A 21,017-nucleotide genomic window follows, 5' to 3' on the forward strand; every position below is an offset into this window, starting at 1 on the left:
TATTATAAAGAATGATTGTTTTGTTACTTATAATTTGTTTTAAGCAAACTCTAGGCAAATAAAATCACACTAGCTAAATAGCTAGTGTGTATATTACCACCATAAACCTAGTTTTAAAAACATAGTATGAGAGGTAGTATTATCAAATGTAAATGCTCCTGCATAATTTAGTGATAAATCAGCATTATTAGCTATATTATAAGAAAGTCCTAATTGACCAAAGCCATAATACTTAGAAGTTTGTACTTCTGTAGTAAAATGATTAGCACCTAATCTTAAATTACCTTTAGCATCTTCATAAAGATTTACTATAGCACCTATAGTTACATTTGATCTTAATTTATCACTCCAAGGTTTATACCATTTTAAAGCAGCACTTGCATCTATAAAGTTAAATTGTTCTGCTAAATAATGCTCTCTTAGACCATCTATATGTTTTAAGCTAAAGTTTTTATTACTCATACCATAATAACTCAAACCAATTTCAGGAGTTATTCTAGCTATTTCTAAGGTATTATAATAATTAGCACCTACTTTTACATCTATCCCATAACCATAAGTTTGAGTATCACTTTCTATAGTAGCAGGTATATTTTTATAAGTTTTTTCTATATCTGTTGTAGTATAATCAAATCTTGTACTAGCACTAATATAGTATTGATCTATACCATCTCTTGCTAATACTCCATAATAAGTTAAACCACCATAATAAGTTTTATCATCAAATTTTAATCTTTGAGTGGCTTGTTCTTTAGAAGCATCTTCATAACCTAAATAAAAACCTATAGTACCATAATCATTTGGTAATTCTCTTAAAGAACCACCTATTAAACCTGTAGTATTAGCACTTAATTGTCCTACACTATTTCCTATCTTAATAGATGAATGATTATAATAAGGAATTAAGAAAGAATGGTTTTTTGCATTTGGATTTTTATTTGGTATAAATATATCTTCTAATTCAGCTAATAAATCAGCATCATTACCATAAGCTTCACCTTTTTTAGATAATTCCATATCTAATACTTGAGAAAATTCTGTTTGGAAGTTTTTAGCTGTAGTATCTCTTAATATATTAGAAATATTTATATTTCTTAATCTAGCTGAATATACCATAGATTTAGCTAGAGTTTTACCACTTAATTCTGATACATTAACATTAGCTATATATCGACCTTCACCTAAACCTAAAAAGTCATAAATTCCTGATAAGCTATGTATGTTATTAGCATTTACACCTGCATTATTGTTTATTTTATCACCTATTACTTTACCATTTTCATCAATAAAGAAAGTATTAGCATCATAGATTGTATTTAATTTTAACTTACTTGTATTTACATAGATTTTATCTGCACTAATACCACCTATATTATTTCCACCTACTATAATGGCATTTTCTAATCTATTTGCTATATCTTCTTGAGTAGTTCCTTTGTATTCTAAATCATTAAAATACCAACCATCTATACTAACTTTACCATTGTCATTGTTTTCTATATGGTAGCCATTGTTATTTTTACCTATAAAGCCTCCATGCCAAGAAGCTTGAGTAGAACCATTTCCAGAATGAATGTGTCCATTACTAAGGATTAAAGTTCCACTATTGGTAATACCACCATGAATATTACCTGTATTAAATATATCTATATAACCACTATTATTAATACCACCATATATATGAATATCTTTATCAGTATTAGGATTGTTAATATCTCCTGAAGAATTGATAAGTTTTTCTATAGTGCCACTATTATTAATACCATAAGTAATATCTTGAGTAGCTAAAGGACTAGCTTCATTACCTATAATGCCTGTATTTACTATAGTGCCTATAGTGCCTTTTTTTATATCATCTTTAGTTATTTTATTAAAGGTATTATTTATACCTGTTATAGTTCCTGCATTGTTAATAGCAGCTATAGAGCCAGTATTTTCTAAGCCTTGTTCCATAATAGCATTGTTATTATTTATAATAGCTTGCATTTGACTATTGTTTTCAAATTTGCTTAATAAATTACCATTATTATCAAAGGCATTTATAGAACTAGTTTCATCTTTAGTTATTTCCATAGTGCCTTCATTTTTTACTAAATCTACTATGGAATTGTTTTTTAAATCTAAATCAGTTTTAGCATTTTTATTGTTTGTAATAGAGCCTATTTTACTTTCATTATTTAATTTAATACCACCATTACCTATAATGCCTGAATTTTCTATAGAGCCTATAGTACTTTTATCAAGACTTATTCCTTTTTCTATAGTTCCATTATTTAAAATACTATTAATGTGAGATTGTTCTTTTAAGTCTATAGAGCCTTGAATATTTTTTTGATTGTTTATAGAGCTAATATAAGATTTATTATTTAAAGATATATTACCACCTATGGTGTTTTTATTATAAACACTTCCATAAATGAAAGATTTATCTAAAGAGATATTACCTTTGATAGTTCCTTCATTAAGTATAGCTGTGCCACTTTCATCATATTTTAGGGCATCTTTTTCTTGTTTTAGGCTAGCTATGGTTGCGCCATTTTTTAAGTCAATAACATTACCATTATTTACAGAAGTTCCATTATTATTTACACCTATGGTTCCTTTATTATGTATGCCTGCTTTACCACCTGCTATGAGAGCATTAGGACCTTGTAGAAGGATATGATTATTAATGTATTGATTATGGGCATTTAGGTGGATACCTGATATTTGTCCTAATATTGTTCCTTCATTAAAAATATTTTCAATAGTTGAAGCAACTTTACCATTGAAACTAACCGAGTTAATTCCATATTGACTACCTATAATAGTTCCTTGATTTTTTATAGTACTTATTTTACCAACAATACCCCATTGACCACTAACATAAATCCCAGAATTTTTCCCATAAATATAGCCTTGATTATTTAAAGTATGTAAACTATCCTTGCTTCCAGCTACATTAATCCCATGACCATTTTTCCCAATAATGCTACCAGTATTATTTAAAGTTTTAATAGTTCCAGAGAGTTGAGAAGGATTTTTTTCCAATCTTATACCATTTTGATTGCCAGTAATAACACCTGAATTATCAAACCTATCTATAGTTCCAGCGTGTAAAAATATACCATCAGTTGCACTAGAGATTATATCTTTTTGATTGTTCATATATTTTATAGTAGCAACTTCAACTTTTATCCCAGCTACTTGTCCATTATTAGTAAAGTTATCTATAGTGCCCCTGACCACATTAACCCATCCAATACTTCCAGCATTATTTAATGTATTAATATTACCAGAATTAATAATGTTGATACTTTTTATACTTCCACTATTATCCAAAGTTTTAATTACATTGTTGCTACCATTAACACTTATACCATTACCTTTACCAGTTATAGTTCCACTATTGGTAAGATTGTTTATAGTATTATTACTACCTTTAATTTCAATTCCATTAAAAGTACCACTATTGATACTTCCACTATTAGTTATAGTAATATTATTATTGTTATTTCCTTCTACACTAATACCATTACCACTTTGATTATTTGTATTTGTAGAATCAATAGTTCCACTATTATTAATATTTACATTAGTAGCACTGCCATTAATTAAAACTCCACTACCATATTTATTATTATTAGTTATACTTCCCTTATCTGTAATGGTTAAAGTTCCACCATTATTACCACTTATAGTTACTCCATTATTTTGAGTGGTTTCTATAGTACAAATTGTTCCACTACAACCACCACCACTAATATCTCTTGATATATTGCTTCTAGCATTAGCAATAGTTATACTACCATTAGAAACTTTATCATTAATAGTTGTAATACTAGCATTAGCACAGGTAGCTAAAAAAGATATAGTTGCTAAAGATAAAAAAGTTTTTTTAGTAAAAGAAAGATTATTATGTGTAATATGTTTGTTTAAAACAAACGAATTAAAAGAATTAGTTAAAGATGAAGTTTGGTTTGATTTAGAATCAATACCCCCCCCCCGTGAAATAACTTGTTTAAACATTATTTTTCCTTTGGTTTATATTTGTTAGTTTGATAGCAAATACTACACCAAATCCATTCCCCCCCCCCATATATATATAAATATATTTAGGATTTTTGGTGTGGTTTGTATTTAACAAGGAATTCTAAATTATAAATTTAAATAAAATTTAAATATAAAAATGATAGAAATCATCTCTTAGAAAATCTAAGAGATGATTGTAATTTTACTTTAGCGGATGAAGTTCATTTGCATAAAAACTTACTGAATTCATACCTTCTTTAATAGCCCATTCATAAGCTTTTGCTACAAATTCCCAGTTAATATGTGCATAAAATTTTTCTAAATATACAGGACGCACATTGCGGTGATCTACATAGTAAGCATGCTCCCATACATCTACTACTAAAAGTGGAATTTTACCTTCAGTGATAGGTGTAGCAGCATTGCTTGTAGCCACTAATTCTAATTTTTGATTTTGAGTGTTATAAACTAGCCAAAACCAACCAGAACCAAATACTCCTGTAGCACCTTTGATAAATTCTTCTTTTAAACTCTCCATAGAGCCAAAGTCTTTTTCTACTGCTGCTTTAAATTCAGCACTTAAAGAACAACCACAACCACAGCATGTTTTTGGTTTAATGCAGTCAAAATAAAAGTCATGATTATACACTTGAGCAGCGTTATTGAAAATTCCACCGCTTGAATTTTGTATGATATAAACTAAATCTTTTCCTGCAAATTCAGTATCTTTGATAAGATTGTTTAGGTTATTGACATAAGTTTGGTGGTGTTTGCCATGATGAAATGCGAAAGTTTCTGCACTTAAAAAATCTCCAAAAGCATCTACTTCATAAGGTAATCTTCTTAACTCAAACATATCGTTCTCCTTGTTTTAAATTTATAGATATTCTAGCATAGTTAAATTAAAAAAGACCAAATAACTCTTTATTTTTCAAGAAGTATTATTTTATCTTGCTCTAAGCTTTTTGCTATATCAATAATGCGTTGATTAGCACTACCTTTAAATTTTAAAGATAAGTCTTTTTGCTCTAGGATAAATTTTCCATCTACCAAAATATCAGCTAAAAAAAGCAATTTTTTCGTTTGCTTGTTTTGAAGTAATTCTTCATAAGTAAAACCAGTATATATAGTAATATCAAGCCCCAAATTCTTGATATATTTTGCTAGAATACTTAAATTTTTTGCCTGCATAAAAGGCTCCCCACCACTAAAAGTAACACCTTGTAACAAAGGATTTTTACAAATTTCATCATACAAGCTTGCCAAATCTTGCAAATAACCTTTGTTAAAATCATGCGTTTGCGGGTTATGACAACCTTTGCAATGATGAGGACACCCTTGAGTAAAAATCACATAACGCAAACCATAACCATCGACTATGGATTCTTTTTCAATACCGGCTAGTCTAAGAAAAATTGTGCTTAATTCTTGCATAAACTTCGGCTTTTTTAGCATCATTAAAACGATCAAGTGTTCCGACTAAATAACCAGTGATCCTTCTTATACGCTCAAATTTAATATCATCTTCTTTTCTATGACATTTTGGACAAAACTCATCTATCACACCACTATAACCACACACTGGATCTCTATCTAATGGGAAATTAATCGAACCATAGCCTATGTTACTTTCTTTCATACATTTTATAATGCGTTTAAAACTTTCTAAATTTTTACTCACATCGCCGTTTAATTCTACATAGGTAATATGTCCGCCATTATTTAACTCATGGTATGGAGCTTCTATTTGAATTTTTTCATATATGCTAATAGGAAAATCTACAGGAATATGAAAAGAATTAGTATAAAACTCCTTGTCAGTTATGCCTTTTAAAATACCGTATTTTTTTTGATCTAGCTTTAAAAATCTCCCGCTTAAACCCTCAGCTGGAGTAGCTATAAGAGAAAAATTAAGCTTATCTTTATGTGCTTTTTCATCTACAAATTCACGCATAAAACGCACGATTTGCAAACCTAAATCCCTTGCTTCTTGACTTTGTCCATGATGAGAACCTATCAAAGCTATTAAACTCTCACAAAGTCCTATATAGCCTATAGCCAAAGTCCCATGAGCTATAACTTTATCTACGCTATCATTTTCTCTTAAAGTATCTGAATCTATCCAAATACCCTCGCCCATTAAAAATGGAAAATTTTTTACTTTTTTTAAACACTGGATTTTATATCTATGAAGTAATTGTTCATACACAAGCTCTAACTTTTCTTTTAAAAGCGAGTAAAAAAAATCCAAATTTCCTTTAGCTTCTATAGCCAAACGCACAAGATTTATACTCGTAAAACTTAAATTTCCTCTGCCACTTGTAATTTCTTTACTCTCATCATAAACATTTGCCATGACTCTAGTTCTACAACCCATATAAGCTACTTCGCTATTATAATCACCTTTTTTATAGTATTTTGCATTAAAACTTGCATCTAAAAAGCTAAAATTTGGAAAAAGTCTTTTAGAAGCACATTCTATAGCAAGCATAAAAAGCTTATAGTTTGGATCTGTTTCATTATAATTAACACCTTCTTTTATTTTAAAAATTTGCACAGGGAAAATTGGCGTTTCGCCATTTCCTAAACCTTTCATAGTAGCTTTAAGCAAATTTTCTATCACCATTTGTCCTTCAAATGAAGTATCAGTGCCATAATTTAGTGTGCTAAAAGGCACTTGTGCTCCTGCTCTTGAGTTCATGGTGTTAAGATTATGCACCAAAGCTTCCATAGCCTGAAAAGTAGCATTTTGAGTTTGATTTAATGCTCTTTTGTAAGCATAGGCATTAGCTTTTTCTAAAAATTTTTCAGCGTTTAAACCAAGTTTTAAAAGCTCTTGAAGGCATTTTTTTTCGCTAAAAGCTTGAAAATTAGCATTTTTAAAGCAATTTTCATCTAAGCTTTGCTCTAGTTTTATCTCAAAAAAAGCTTTTATGGCATTAATATACTCTTTTTGAAAAGTCTTTGCCACGCCTTTTGCCATAGCAAAATCAAAATTTGGTATAGACTGGCCTCCATGCATTTCGTTTTGATTAGCTTGCAAAGCAATACATGCTAAAGAAGCATAAGATCTTATATCATTTGGCTCACGCAAACTCCCATGCCCTGTGCTAAAACCATTTTCAAAAAGCTTTACTAAATCAATCTGACAACAAGTTTGCGTTAGCATATAAAAATCTTTATCGTGTATATGTATATCGCCATTTTTATGTGCATTTGCTATGTGTTTTGGTAAAATGCACTCATCCACATAGTATTTTGCACCTTCTGAACCATATTTTAACATCATACCCATAGCACTATCTGAATTAATATTGGCATTTTCTCTTTTTAAATCTGCATCTTTGGAATCTTTAAAGGTTAAATCATCATACAAACTAAGTAAATCATAGCTTGCATTACGAATTTGCGTTCTTTTTTGGCGATATAAGATATATGATTTTGCAGTATTTACTAAAGAATTTTTAATCAAAACTTCTTCTACTTTATCTTGAATTTGCTCTACATGAGTATGATTTTCATCAAGTAAAGATACAACCTCATCACATAGCTTGTTTAAAGTATCATTATCTAATTTTTTATCCGTAGAGTTGATATTTGCTTTAAAAATAGCATTTTTGATTTTAAAAATATCAAATACAACTTGGCTTTTATCTCTTTTTGTAATAAATTTTATCTTCATGGAAATTTTCCTAAAAAATAATCTCTAAATACTAAAAAATAGCACTTTAATAAGGGTAAGTTTATTACAAAAAGTTGATGAAAAACTTAAAAAATAAAAGAAAAATTCGCATAAAAATTGTGTGAATTTATTAATAAACTCTATAATTTTTGTATATTTTACCAAACTATAATTTCTAAATCTTGATATAAATTTTTACAATTATAAAAATAATCATAATTTATACATTTTAGTTTGACACTTGTATTTAAAAACAATATCTTTAACTATTTTAAAATTTTTAAATAAAAGCTATAAGCATCAAAAAACCCATATCTTCTTGCTTGTATGGTGTGATAGGTTAGCTTAGCTTTGGAAAAACTTCTCTTCTTTTTCCTGCATTTTTTATCCCATAATGTGCGATAAGCTCGTCAAGTCTTTCTTCGTAATAAAATCTTTTATGATAACCTAGTCTTTGATTTTGAGAAATGATAAATTCTTTTATCTATTCTTCATTATCTATAATTTTTAAATCATCAAACATTGTAATTGAGTTTTGAAATATTGCACTAAAAATTCTTTTTGCAAAGTCTTTATCTTGGATATGCTCTACAATAAAGCTAGGAGTCATATTTGTATTACCCCAGTAGCATTCTTTTAAAATGTTTTTTGCGATTTCTAGTTTAGTTTTTTCCATTGCTTTTTCTTATTCTACCAATAAAGCCTTTATCTAATCGGCCTTAAAAATTATATTGTATTTTAATAAATTAATATTTTATTCGGTCATATTAACAATTACTTCACAATCTTTACATCTTCTTTATCCCATTTTTATACACATATCATAAACTTTTTATGTTTATTTAATCATTATTTTGGTTTTATATCTTCATCTACTTCAGGGTTTTTTATAAAGTTTTGATAAATAAATCATAATCGCTTTTAGAATCCTGCTTGAATTATATTTATAATCTATCTCATTAGCATAAGTTGTTCGAAAAAATAATGTAAATTTTTTAAAAATTGATGGTTATTAAATAAAAAGTGGTGACCCATACGAGACTCGAACTCGTGTTACCGCCGTGAAAGGGCGATGTCCTAACCGCTAGACGAATGGGCCACTTAGCAGTTTGAAAGCCAAAATTATATAGAGATTTTACTTAATAAACAATTAATTTAATATTTTATATAAAAATATACAATTTCACTCTATTTAATCATTAAAAAACAAGAAGGAAAAATGGATATTTCAAGCCTAATAATTTTATCTTTTGCTCTAGCTGCAGATGCTTTTGCGGTTTCGCTATGCAAAGGTTTTAGCGTTAAAGAATTAAAATTAAAACATTACTTAATAGTTGGATTGTATTTTGGTGGCTTTCAGGCTTTAATGCCTGCTGTTGGATATATTTTAGGTGCTTCTTTTGGTTCTTTTGTAGAAAAAATTGATCATTGGATTGCTTTTATTCTTCTTGGTGCCATAGGTGGTAAAATGATACAAGAATCATTTAAAAATGATAGTTGCAAAGAGGATTCAAATTTATTTGATTTTAAAACTATGATAGCTCTTGGTATTGCAACTAGCATTGACGCACTTGCAGTTGGAGTAAGTTTTGCTTTTTTAAAAGTGGATTTGTTTATAGCATTATTATGCATAGGTATAATCACTTTTATGATGTGTGCTTTAGCTTTAAAAATAGGTAATAAATTCGGCACTTATCTCAAAAGTAAAGCCGAATTTATAGGTGGTGCTATTTTGATTTTCCTAGCGGTTAAAATTTTATTGGAACATTTATCTTAAATATCTATTTCAATCCCTACAGGAGCGTGATCTGAGCCAAAAATATCATCTCTTATGAAGGCATTTTTAAGTTTATCTTTTAAACCATTAGAAATAAAGAAATAATCAATTCTCCAGCCTACATTTCTTTCTCTTGCCTTCATTCTATAGCTCCACCACGAATACTTTTCTTTAACATCACCATTTATATATCTAAAAGTATCAATAAATCCAAGTTTTAAAAGCTCATCTATCCAAGCACGCTCAATAGGCAAAAAACCTGAAGTTTTTTCATTTGCTTTTGGATGAGTTAGATCTATCTCACGATGAGCTGTATTTACATCTCCGCATATTATAATATCTTTACCTTCTTTTAAAAGTGTATTTAAATACACTAAAAAATCATTATAAAATTTCATTTTAAAGCTCAAACGCTCTTCATCTTTTTGACCATTTGGAAAATATATATTAAATAAAACTACATTTTTAAAGCTATGTTCTAAAACCCTACCTTCATCATCATCAAAAAATTCACATTTTTTAACTTCACTATCAAAATTACACAAGCTCATTACACCTGAATATCCTGCTCTTTTAGCACTATTAAAATACATATGCTTAAAATCATACTCATAAATTCTTTTTGGAAATTTATCCTCGTGTGCTTTGATTTCTTGAAAACCTATAAAATCTATATTTTCTTTATCTATCCAATCTAGTGCATTTTTATCACAAATCGCCCTTAAGCCATTTACATTCCATGATAATAATTTCATAAAATCCCTTTACTAATCTTCTTTTGTTGCTATTTTATATGCGATTTATTAATTTTATTCAAATAGACTAAGTATTTATTTTATTCTAAAGGAAAAAAATGCACCTAAAACTTTCATGGACAAAATTTACCCTGCTTAATACGATTTTTATCATAGCGTTTAATTTTCCATTATTTGAGTTTGTATATGAAAAGATAGATCAAAATATTATGCTTTTTAGTGCTTTTTTTGGGATTTATTTTTTCTTAGTTTTAAGTATTCTAGCTTTGGTATTTTTACCATATTTAACGAAAATTTTGAGTATATTTTTACTTAGTACTTGTGCAATATGTAGTTATTTTGTAAGTAATTATGGGGTTTTAATCGATGATAGTATGATACAAAATGTATTTGAAACTGATAATAGGGAATTTTTCTCATATTTTAATTTTTCTTTTGCTCTTTATCTTTTAGCTTTTGTAATTTTACCTAGTGCGTTAGTAATTTTAGTAAAAATTGATTATCAAAGATATATTTTTAGAAAATGCATTTTGTTTTTTTGCTCATTGTGTCTTTGCCTTGGAATGATTTTTTTAATGTCAAAAACACTTTTACCTTTTTTAAGATCGCATAATATCATTAGAATGTATAATCTACCTTTTTACCCAATATACTCAAGTATAGAATTTACTAAGAAAAAACTAGCAGGTAAAAAAGAACTTACCATTATTTCAGATGATGCTAAATTAAAAGATACAAATACTTCTAAATTAATGATTTTAGTTGTTGGTGAAACCGCTAGAGCAAGTAATTATTCTTTAGGTGGATACAGCATAAATGATACAAATTTTTATACTAAAAATGAGCCAAATTTAGTGTATTTTAGCGATGTAAGCTCTTGTGGGACTGCTACTGCAAGAAGTTTGCCTTGTATGTTTTCAAGATATAAAAGAGAAAGTTTTAATAATAATTTATTTGAAGAAAATGTTTTAGATATATTACAAAAAGTTGGAGTTAAAAGTATTTGGTTTGGCAATAACTCAGGGGGATGTAAGGGAAATTGTGATCGTATAAAACATAAATTAATTGCAAAAGATTATGATGAAAGCTTACTTACGCTTGTAAGGCAAGAACTTGAAAATATAAATTCAAACAAAATCATCATTGTGCATTTACAAGGCTCTCATGGCCCAACTTATTACAAACGCTATCCAGATGAATTTAAAAAATTTACCCCAACTTGCGATACAAACGAGCTAAATACCTGCTCCCAAGAACAAATCATAAATACCTATGATAACACCTTGCTTTATACAGATTTTATCATCAAAAATCTTATAGATTTACTCAAAGAAAATCCAAATCAAGAAGCTTCTTTGCTTTATTTATCAGATCATGGAGAAAGTTTAGGTGAAAATGGGCTTTATCTACATGGAATGCCTTATTTAATAGCACCAAAAGATCAAAAACACATACCAATGATATTTTGGAGTAAAGATAATAAATTAAGTCAAGATTTACAAAGCAAAAAAGACTACAAACTTTCTCAAGATAATCTTTTTTCAAGTTTGCTGGGGTATTTTGGTATAAATAGCAAAGAATACGAGGCAAGTTATGATATATTTAGCAAAAATTTAAAGGAAAATTCGCAATGAAACCAAAGTATTCTTTATTTAAAAATGCAAGTTATGCTTTAAGTGGAATTAAATTTTTACTCAAAGATGAAATGGCTTTTAGGATAGAATTTGCTATTATTTTACCTTTGATTTTTGCAAGCTTATTTTTGCCTGTAAGTTTTTTAGAACATTTTGTACTAGTGTTTGTTTTGGTGCTAATTTTAATCGTAGAAGCACTAAATTCTGCCATAGAAGCTTGTGTGGATCTTTGCACGAGCGAATTTCACATCTTAGCCAAAAAAGCAAAAGATTGTGCGAGTGCTGGGGTATTTTTTAGCGTTGTTTTAGCTATAATTACTTGGAGTTTTATTCTTTTTGATTTGGTTAGAGAATGGATGATAAAGTAAAAACACTATGTGTAAAAATCTTTGGTAAAAAACGCTTTGAAATTTTAGAATTTTTAGCCCTTCATGCTGATGATGATGGCTTTGTCTTTGCAAATATCGAAGAGCTTTCTAAAAGGTTAAATATCAGCAAACCTACCATCATTTCTACTTTTAAATTTTTAGAAGAAAAAGCTTTGCTTGAAAAACTCAAAAACGGCTTATATAAACTCAAATAGGAGATAAAATGACACTTAAAAACCCTTTGGATATGCATTTACATTTACGCGATGAAAGCATGCTTGAGCTTGTAGCCCCATTTAGCACAAAAGACTTTAAAGCTGGTGTTATAATGCCAAATTTAATCACCCCACTTACTGAAATAACTGCACTCAAAGCTTACAAAGAACGCATCTTAAAAGCTTGTAAAAATGAAGATTTTATACCCTTGATGACCTTATTTTTTAAAGACTATGATGAGAAATTTTTAGAAAAAGCCAAAGATGAGCTTTTTGCTATCAAGCTTTATCCTGCAGGCATAACTACCAACTCAGATAATGGAATTTCAAGCTTTGATATAGAAAAGTTAAAACCTACTTTAAATGCCATGAGTGAGCTTGGCCTACCTTTGCTTGTGCATGGAGAAACAAACGATTTTGTAATGGATAGAGAAGCAAATTTTGCTAAAATCTATGAAAAACTAGCTAAAAACTTTCCAAAATTAAAAATTGTAATGGAACATATTACCACTAAGGTTTTATGCAATTTATTAAAAGATTATGAAAATTTATACGCAACTATCACTTTACACCATTTAATCATAACTTTAGATGATGTGGTGGGTGGTAAGATGGATCCGCATTTATTTTGCAAGCCTATTGCAAAACGCTATGAAGATAAAGACGCTTTATGTGAGCTTGCTTTTAGTGGCTATGAAAAGGCTATGTTTGGGAGTGATAGCGCACCTCATCCATTACACACTAAAGAATGCTGTGGGTGTGCGGCTGGAGTATTTAGTGCTCCTGTTATTTTGCCTGTTTTGGCTGAGCTTTTTGAAAAACATTCAAATGAAGTAAATTTGCAAAAATTTATTTCAGATAATGCTTGTAAAATCCATAATCTCAAATTTGAAAACGACAAAATTATCACTTTAGAAAAACAAGAATGGCAAGTACCACAAAAATACGGTGATGTGGTGCCATTTATGGCAGGAAAAAATTTAAATTTCAAAGTCGCAAATTAAAAGGAAGTTAATGCTAAAAGCTTATCTAGAAAACATAAAAGATATTTCTATTAATGATAAGGAACACACACATAGAACAGCTTTGCAAAATTTATTACAAGCTATAAAAGACAATCAAGACAAGCAAAATAAAATCTCTATCAAACAAGAACCAAACAATGATAAAGAAGGTAGAGGTGCACCTGATTTTTTAATCACAAAAGATTTTCTAACACTAGGCTACATAGAAAATAAAAGAGTAAATGCAAATCTTGACAACATCATAAAAAGCGATCAAATTTTAAAATACACAAAATTAAGCCCAAATATCATTCTTACAGATTATTTAAGATTTGTATTATTAAGCTTAAATGAGAAAAATGAAATTATCATTTGCAAAGAAGTAAAAATTTGCTCTCTTGATGAGATTAAAAGCATTGTTAAAAATCAATCTTTACTAGAAACAAAAACAAAAGAACTAAACGAGCTTTTTGCTATCTTTTTTTCTAAAATCCCAAATCCCATAAATTCAGCCCTAGATTTTGCAAACCATCTAAGCCTAAGAACAAGAATTTTAAAAGATGAGCTTTTATTATCAATTGAAAATGAAGCATTGATAAGTTTATTTAATACTTTCAAAGAAACACTTTATAAAGAATTATCCTATGAAGAATTTTGTGATTCTTTTGCACAAACTTTAACTTATAGCTTATTCTTAGCCAAATTAAACAACGATACCACAAAAGAAATAGATTTAAACAATGCTAAAAAATTCATACCAAAATCATTTCCATTAATCCGTTCTATGAGTGGATTTTTAGATGATAGTTTTGAAAATTTAGAAAGCATAAAATGGCTTTTAGAAGAAATCATAAGCATTATAAATCACATAGACATTACAAGCATTATCAAAGAATTAAACAAAACAGGCGAGAAAGACTTATTTAATCGTCCTACTATTTTATCTACTCACAAAGATCCTTATTTGCACTTTTATGAAACATTTTTAGCAAGCTATGATCCAAAGCTTAGAGAAGTAAGGGGAGTGTATTATACTCCTGCACCTGTAGTAATTTTCATCATCAATGCTATTGATGAAGTTTTAAAACAAGATTTTAATCATAAAAAAGGATTAAGTGAAGCTTTGGATAAAAACATAACCTTGCTTGATTTTGCCACAGGCACTGGCACCTTTTTACTTGAAAGCTTTAGAAAAGCCTTAGAACCTATAAACAAAAATAGCGTTAATTATAATCCAAAAGCTTTGATAGATAAATTTTGCGGTTTTGAATTTTTAATAGCGCCTTATACCATAGCGCACTTAAAACTTTCTCAAAGCTTCAAAGAAGAATTTAACTCCCCGTTAAATGATAATGAAAGTCTTAAAATAGCACTAACAAATACCCTATACTCAAAAAGCACAACCCAAGAAGAAAATTCACAAAATACACTTTTTACACTTGCTGATTTAACCAACGAATTTAAAAAAGCACAAAAAATAAAAGAAGAACAAATTCTAATCATCACAGGCAATCCGCCATATAGTGGAGCAAGTAGCAACAAAGGCTTATATGAAGATGAGATCAAAATAAGCTATGGCTTAGAACCAAGCAAAGCAAATCTTAACGATGAACAAAAAAAGTGGATAAACTCATATCTTAAAGAAAAATCCAAACTAAACACAAGCACTTTTAAAGCTATATATGAAAAACACAAGCTAGAAAATGAAAAAAATCCAAAATGGCTTTTAGATGATTATGTAAAATTCATACGCTTTGCACAAAGCAAAATAGACTCTCAAGAAAGTGGAATTTTTGCTTTTATTTCAAATAATGGCTTTTTAGATAATCCTACCTTTAGAGGTATGAGATATTCTTTAATGCAAAGCTTTGATAAAATCTACATACTAAATTTACACGGCGATACCAATAAAAAAGAAAAAGCTCCAGATGGAAGTAAGGATGAAAATGTCTTTGACATAATGCAAGGAGTAAGTATAAATATCTTTATAAAACAAAATTCAAAAGCAAAAAATACAAAGATTTATTACTATGATTTATACGGAAAAAGAAAAGACAAATACGAATTTTTATATGAAAATGACTTAAATTCTATAGAATGGACTTTAGTAAAAAACAACGAGCCTTTTTATCTTTTCTTACCGCAAAATAACGACTTATTAGAAGAATACAACAAAGGTATAAGTATAAAAGATATTTTTATGCTTTCAAGCGTAGGAATTGTAAGTGCTAAAGATTCTATATTAATATCAACTAATACTGAAAAATTAAAACAACAAATTTATAGTTATTATAATGAATTTGATAAGAAATATATAAAAGAAATAGCATACAGACCTTTTGATACGCAAAAAATTTATTTTGATATAGAAAAAATAGAAAGACCCAGAATTGAAACGATGGAACATTTTTTAGAAGGAAAAAATTTAGGATTAAGTATTCCTAGACAATTGAAAGGTTCTAAAACAGAATGGAATCATTGTTTTTTAACAACAACAATTACAGATCAAGCATTAACATCTGGAGGTAATGGCCCAAACAATATCTTCCCACTCTATCTTTACCCTACAACTAGAAGTAAAAAATTCCTAAAAAAAGAAAATCCAAATTTCAATGAAGAAAATTTCACCTCAAAAATAGAAAATTTCAAAGAAAACTTTAGAGCTTTCATAGATGAGTTTTACAAAGAAAAATTCTCACCTGAAGATATATTAGGCTATGTTTATGCTGTGCTTTTTCATAAATTTTATAGAGAAAAATACCTTGATTTTTTAAAAATTGATTTTCCAAAAATTCCTTTTGTAGAAAATAAAAAAACTTTTAAAGATTTAAGCAAACTAGGTTTAAAGCTTTTAAATTTACATTTATTAAAAGATGATGAGTTAAATTCAAATGCGGGCGAAGCTTTATTTAAAAGTGTCAAAAATAAAAATTTCAAAATACAAAAAGTAAAATACAACAAAGACACAAAAGAACTTTTTATAAACGAAAGCTTGTATTTTAACAAAGTAAGTCCTGAAATTTATGAGTTTAAAATAGGTGGCTATGCTGTGCTAGATAAATACTTAAAAAGCCACAAAGAAGAAGACATAGATCATAAGCATTTTACCTTGATCATACAAACTTTAGATGAGACTTTAAAAATTCAAGATGAAATTTCAAAAATCAATCTTAGCTAGTATAACTAGCTAATGATTAAAAGTTTTATCTTAGCTTCTATAATCTCTTCTACCTCATCTTTTACAAAGCTTTCTAGCTCTTGTTTGTTTGCATTAATGCCATTCATATTTAAATGCCACAAAGCATTTTCTATCGCGCTTTGTTTGTCTCTTTTTACCACTCTAGTTTCATTAAAAATTTCACTCTCATAAGAGATATTTTGCACATTTAAAAAGCCTTGTAAATCCTCTTCATAAAAGCCTTTAAAATGCGTGTTAAAATGCTCAAATATAGGATCTAAAAAGCTACTTTTACGCCTACTTGCCCAACCTAAATACACTTTTTTAGAAGCTAAGCTTAAAAAAGCCTTATAGTCTTTTTCATTTTGTAAAGCAGGGGACATACTTAAAAAGGCTAAATCAAATTTTGTATTATTGTTTTTATAAAAGCTTTCAAAGTCTAAATTTAAGGTTTTTACATTTGATATAGCATGAGTTTTTGCATCTTCTTGTAAAATTTCAAGCATAGCGCTAGAACTATCTATACCCAAAACACTTTTTGCTTTTTGTGCTAAATGCAAAGTCCAAACCCCAGTTCCACAGCCTATATCTACTATGCTTTGTCCTTGCAAAGATCCAAGCTTTGCAAAAGTAGCTTTTTGAATTTCGTTTAAGCTAGGATTATATCTTGCATAGCTTTTTGCTTTTTTATTCCATAAATTCATCTTCGCTCCTTATTTTTTCTAATATAGTATAATATTTATTTTTATAAAGGAAAATTATGCGTGTATTGTTTTTGTGTTTGATTTCATTTTTAAGTATATATGCTAAAAATTTAGTAAGCGTTAGTATAGCCCCGCAAGCTTATTTTCTAAAGCAAATTGCTAAAGACACTCTAGATATTAACATAGTCATACCGCCTAATGCAAATGAGCATACTTTCGAATTTAAACCAAGCGGTATTTTAAAGCTTGAAAAAAGTGATATTTACTTCACAGCAAATTTAGAATTTGAAAAAATTTGGATTTTAAAACTTAAAGATAATCTCAAAAATACCAAAATCATCTCTACTCAAAATGGTATTAATTTTTTACCTTTGCAAGAGCATACACATGAAGGACACCATCACCATGGAAATGATCCTCACACATGGCTTGATCCACTTTTAGCAAAAACTCATGCTGAAAATATCACTTTAGCACTTATAGAACAATACCCACAAAATAAAGCATTTTACGAAAAAAATTTAGAAATTTTTTTAAAAGAACTTGATGAGCTAAATTTACAAATACAAGCTTTATTTAAGAATGTAAAAAATAAGTATTTTTTAGTCTATCATCCATCTTGGGGATATTTTGCTAAAAGGTACCATCTAAGTCAAATTCCTGTTGAAATAGAAGGAAAAGAACCTAAACCAAAAGACTTAGCTAAACTTACAAAACTTATACAAAAAGAGCAAATTAAAGCTATTTTTATACCAAAAGGGGCTAATAATAACACTATCAAAGCTATGGCAAGCAATTATAATCTTAAAATCATAGAGCTTGATCATTTGCCAAATGATTATAAAAATGAGCTTTTAAAAGATGCAAAAAACATAGCAAGTGCTTTACAATGATAAAAATCAATATTAAAAATTTAAACTTTTCCTATAATCAAGATGAGGTGTTAAAAAATATCAACCTAAACTATGAAAGTAAAGATTTTTTAGCTATAGTAGGACCAAATGGTGGTGGAAAATCTACTCTTTTAAAACTCATACTAGGCCTACTAAATAGTCAAAAATGTATAAATTTTAAAGGATTGAATTTAAAAGATATAGGTTATGTCCCACAAAACACTTTAGCTAATCCTAACTTTCCAGTGCGCGTGTTAGAAGTGGTTATGATGGGAAGAGTAGATAAAAAATTCTTTGGTTTTTATACCAAAAAAGATCAAGAACAAGCCTTACTAGCCTTAGAAAAAGTGGGTATGAGAAATTTTTGGGATAAAAAAATCAACGAACTAAGTGGGGGTCAAAGACAAAGAGTTTATATAGCAAGAGCTCTAGCAAGTGAATGCAAGCTTTTAATTCTTGATGAACCTACTGCAAGCATAGATACCAAAGGCTCGGTACAAATTTTTGAGCTTTTGAAAAAATTACATGAAAGTGGGGTTGGCGTGATAGTAATATGCCATGATTTAAATGTAAGCTTAGCTTATGCAAATAAAATAGCATATTTAAACAAAGAATTATTCTTGCATGAAAACACCCCTGAAAAAAAGGCACATTTACTAGCGCATTTAAGCCAAAATCACACACATTTTTGCGATGTTGAGCTTAGTTTGGAGCAGTGTTGCTGTAAAGGAGAAAATCATGCTTGAACTTTTATCTAGCTCTTTTATACAAAATGCTTTTTTGGCTGCTTTTTTAACTAGCATTGCATGTGGGATTATGGGGACTTTGATTATGATTAACCGCTTAAGCTCTATGGCAGGAGGCATTACGCATGGGGCTTTTGGAGGCATTGGTATAGCATTTTATTTTGGCTTGCCAGTATTAGTTAGTACAAGTTTATTTACGCTTTTTTTAGCCTTGCTTGTAGCATTTTTAGTGCAAAAATACCCTTTTAGAAGTGATAATATAGTCGGGGTTATATGGGCTTTTGGAATGGCTGTTGGTATCATACTCATAGACTTAAGTCCTGGGTATAATAATGATTTAATGGGATATTTATTTGGTAGTATTTTATCTGTACCTACACAAGATATAGTTTTATTTGCAATAATTGATGTAGTTTTTATCGTTTTGGTATTACTTTTTTATCGTCAATTTGAAATTCTAAGTTTTGATAAAGAATTTGCAAGCTTAAGAGGGGTTAAAACCAATCTTTTTCATTATCTTTTAATCGCAATGATGGCTTTTTGTATCGTTATAAGTATCAAAGTAGTAGGACTTGTACTTGTGATAGCCTTGCTTAGCATACCTGCATTTATTGCTGAGAGTTTTTCTAAAAAGCTAGGTCAAATGATGATTATTTCTACGCTTTTGAGTATAAGTTTTTGTCTAATAGGGCTTTTTGTGAGTTTTTATTATAATCTTGCAAGTGGAGCTTGTATCATAGCAAGTGCTTGTGTAGCTTTTGTGTTTTATCTTTGCTTTAGCACTTTTTCAAAGAAAAGTTGAAAATTGATTTATTGCAAAGTGCTATTTTCATACATTCTTAAAAAGCTAGCAAATTTTGGTTTGCCATTTTTGGTTAAACCATTGTATTTAAATGTAATTATAGCACCAATTGGCGGAGGGTTTAAGCGATCTTTTTCTTTAAAACCTGAACCTATTTTAAAACTTACTTTTTTACCTTGGATATTAGCTTCACAAAGCAAGGAGCCCATTTTGCCTTCAAATTTACCTTTACCTTCAAAAAGTTTTTTTACCACACATTCTGCATCATCAAAAGGTTTTAGTTTAAAAGCACTATCTGATCTTTTTCTCTCATACTCTATATCATTTTTTCTTATAATCACACCCTCGCCTTTATTGGAAATAATATCCTGATAAAATTGCTCTAGATGTTTTTTATCTTTTATAGGAATTTGAGGGATTATTTTTATAAAATCATTTGGATTTTTTACTAAATACTCTTTTAAAATTTCTAATCTTGCTTCTAAAGTGCAAGGATTAAGCTTAAATTCTTCACAAGCATTTGGCACATCAAAGACATTATAACTTACTTTTTGCCAAAGTTTTTCATCAGGATTTTCTTGGCGAATCAAAGATGAGATTTCTTCAAAAGAATTTCTTTTAATCCAAAGCTCACCATCGAGTTCAAAATTTGGAAAATTTTTTGTAAAAAATTTAGGAAGTTTTATAGGATTTTTTGCTCTTGTTTGCATAGCTTTACCATCCCAAATACCTCTTATACCATCGAGTTTTTCACTCATTACATACTGACTTAAATTTCTATCTTTAAATATATTTTCATCATAAATTTTAAAAAGTAAAATATCTTTTGCAAAAAGAGAATTTAAAGGGAGCAAGTAAAGAAGAACAAGGCTTATAAAAAGCCTTGCTATAAGACTAAAGTGCTTTTTTAGCAGCATCTGCAATTTTAGCAAAAGCAGTTGCGTCATTCATAGCTAAATCAGCTAAAATTTTTCTATCAAGCTCAATGCCTGCTTTTTTAAGACCATTTATAAATCTTGAATAACTAATATCATTTAGTCTGCAAGCTGCATTGATACGCACTATCCAAAGACGACGAAAATCGCGTTTTTTACGGCGTCTGTCACGATACGCATAAACCAAACTTCTTTCTAATTGTTCTTTAGCTTTTCTAAAGTGTTTGCGGCGACCACTATAAAAACCGCGTGCAAGTTTTAAAACTTTTTTATGTCTGCGGCGTCTTACAACACCTGTTTTTACTCTTGCCAT

18 protein-coding genes and 1 tRNA gene are annotated in these 21,017 nt (G+C 29.0%); 9 read left to right on the plus strand and 10 right to left on the minus strand.

The genetic code is table 11. The features are described 5' to 3' along the window. Positions 1–93 precede the first annotated feature (93 nt). The 6 genes from CARM_RS07925 to CARM_RS07950 all read right to left on the minus strand — a co-directional run bounded on the left by CARM_RS07925 (position 94) and on the right by CARM_RS07950 (position 8,792). Entirely contained in the window at positions 94–4,008 is a 3,915-nt protein-coding gene (locus CARM_RS07925; RefSeq protein WP_176301020.1) for an autotransporter outer membrane beta-barrel domain-containing protein, read from the minus strand. 205 nt (positions 4,009–4,213) lie between these two features. Then, complete coding sequence (gene sodB, locus CARM_RS07930; protein ID WP_139427010.1) at positions 4,214–4,867, minus strand: superoxide dismutase [Fe]; 654 nt, start codon at positions 4,865–4,867, stop codon at positions 4,214–4,216. 68 nt (positions 4,868–4,935) lie between these two features. Then, entirely contained in the window at positions 4,936–5,445 is a 510-nt protein-coding gene (gene nrdG, locus CARM_RS07935) for an anaerobic ribonucleoside-triphosphate reductase activating protein (protein ID WP_236633067.1), read from the minus strand. After that, complete coding sequence (locus CARM_RS07940) at positions 5,417–7,693, minus strand: anaerobic ribonucleoside triphosphate reductase (RefSeq protein WP_139427012.1); 2,277 nt, start codon at positions 7,691–7,693, stop codon at positions 5,417–5,419. The genes nrdG and CARM_RS07940 overlap by 29 nt, the downstream gene beginning before the upstream one ends. 484 nt (positions 7,694–8,177) lie before the next feature. Then, positions 8,178–8,369: a hypothetical protein gene (locus tag CARM_RS08475; RefSeq protein WP_236633252.1), complete on the minus strand. Its 192-nt coding sequence runs from the start codon at positions 8,367–8,369 to the stop codon at positions 8,178–8,180. Positions 8,370–8,717: 348 nt separating this feature from the next. Beyond that, a tRNA-Glu gene (locus tag CARM_RS07950) sits at positions 8,718–8,792 on the minus strand. A gap of 120 nt (positions 8,793–8,912) precedes the next feature. Between CARM_RS07950 and CARM_RS07955 the strand changes: the two genes are divergently transcribed. Further along, entirely contained in the window at positions 8,913–9,470 is a 558-nt protein-coding gene (locus CARM_RS07955; RefSeq protein WP_139427014.1) for a manganese efflux pump MntP, read from the plus strand. On the opposite strand, the gene CARM_RS07960 is transcribed toward CARM_RS07955, so the two are convergent. Continuing rightward, positions 9,467–10,225, minus strand: a complete 759-nt coding sequence (locus CARM_RS07960) for an exodeoxyribonuclease III (RefSeq protein WP_139427016.1) — start codon at positions 10,223–10,225, stop codon at positions 9,467–9,469. The two genes, CARM_RS07955 and CARM_RS07960, sit on opposite strands and share 4 nt — an antisense overlap. 98 nt (positions 10,226–10,323) lie before the next feature. Here CARM_RS07960 and CARM_RS07965 point away from each other — a divergent pair, with 98 nt between their 5' ends. The 5 genes from CARM_RS07965 to CARM_RS07985 are packed head-to-tail and all read left to right on the plus strand — an operon-like array spanning position 10,324 to position 16,624. Then, positions 10,324–11,859, plus strand: coding sequence for a phosphoethanolamine transferase (locus tag CARM_RS07965; RefSeq protein ID WP_139427018.1), 1,536 nt, complete (start codon positions 10,324–10,326; stop codon positions 11,857–11,859). Then, positions 11,856–12,227, plus strand: a complete 372-nt coding sequence (locus CARM_RS07970; protein WP_139427020.1) for a diacylglycerol kinase — start codon at positions 11,856–11,858, stop codon at positions 12,225–12,227. Before CARM_RS07965 ends, CARM_RS07970 begins: the two co-directional genes overlap by 4 nt. Next, a complete protein-coding gene (locus CARM_RS07975) occupies positions 12,212–12,442 on the plus strand; it encodes a helix-turn-helix domain-containing protein (RefSeq protein ID WP_139427021.1) in 231 nt (76 codons plus the stop codon). The genes CARM_RS07970 and CARM_RS07975 overlap by 16 nt, the downstream gene beginning before the upstream one ends. 8 nt (positions 12,443–12,450) lie before the next feature. Then, a complete protein-coding gene (pyrC, locus tag CARM_RS07980) occupies positions 12,451–13,446 on the plus strand; it encodes a dihydroorotase (protein WP_139427024.1) in 996 nt (331 codons plus the stop codon). Between the two features lie 10 nt (positions 13,447–13,456). Continuing rightward, complete coding sequence (locus tag CARM_RS07985) at positions 13,457–16,624, plus strand: type ISP restriction/modification enzyme (RefSeq protein ID WP_139427026.1); 3,168 nt, start codon at positions 13,457–13,459, stop codon at positions 16,622–16,624. Between the two features lie 5 nt (positions 16,625–16,629). Here CARM_RS07985 and CARM_RS07990 read toward each other — a convergent pair whose 3' ends face one another. After that, the gene (locus CARM_RS07990; RefSeq protein WP_139427029.1) at positions 16,630–17,328 is read right to left on the minus strand and encodes a class I SAM-dependent methyltransferase; all 699 of its coding nucleotides are present in this window, start codon (positions 17,326–17,328) and stop codon (positions 16,630–16,632) included. 56 nt (positions 17,329–17,384) lie between these two features. Between CARM_RS07990 and CARM_RS07995 the strand changes: the two genes are divergently transcribed. The 3 genes from CARM_RS07995 to CARM_RS08005 are packed head-to-tail and all read left to right on the plus strand — an operon-like array spanning position 17,385 to position 19,769. After that, positions 17,385–18,221, plus strand: a complete 837-nt coding sequence (locus CARM_RS07995) for a metal ABC transporter solute-binding protein, Zn/Mn family (RefSeq protein ID WP_139427032.1) — start codon at positions 17,385–17,387, stop codon at positions 18,219–18,221. Then, positions 18,218–18,967, plus strand: a complete 750-nt coding sequence (locus CARM_RS08000; protein ID WP_139427034.1) for a metal ABC transporter ATP-binding protein — start codon at positions 18,218–18,220, stop codon at positions 18,965–18,967. Before CARM_RS07995 ends, CARM_RS08000 begins: the two co-directional genes overlap by 4 nt. Then, positions 18,960–19,769, plus strand: a complete 810-nt coding sequence (locus CARM_RS08005) for a metal ABC transporter permease (protein ID WP_139427036.1) — start codon at positions 18,960–18,962, stop codon at positions 19,767–19,769. Before CARM_RS08000 ends, CARM_RS08005 begins: the two co-directional genes overlap by 8 nt. An 8-nt stretch (positions 19,770–19,777) precedes the next feature. Here the strand turns inward: CARM_RS08005 and CARM_RS08010 are convergent, their stop codons facing one another. Both CARM_RS08010 and rplT read right to left on the minus strand, forming a co-directional pair. Beyond that, positions 19,778–20,686: a DNA ligase gene (locus CARM_RS08010; protein WP_236633253.1), complete on the minus strand. Its 909-nt coding sequence runs from the start codon at positions 20,684–20,686 to the stop codon at positions 19,778–19,780. Then, the gene (gene rplT / locus CARM_RS08015) at positions 20,664–21,017 is read right to left on the minus strand and encodes a 50S ribosomal protein L20 (RefSeq protein WP_139427039.1); all 354 of its coding nucleotides are present in this window, start codon (positions 21,015–21,017) and stop codon (positions 20,664–20,666) included. The genes CARM_RS08010 and rplT overlap by 23 nt, the downstream gene beginning before the upstream one ends.

The organism is Campylobacter armoricus, from assembly GCF_013372105.1.
Taxonomy (GTDB): Bacteria; Campylobacterota; Campylobacteria; order Campylobacterales; family Campylobacteraceae; genus Campylobacter_D; species Campylobacter_D armoricus.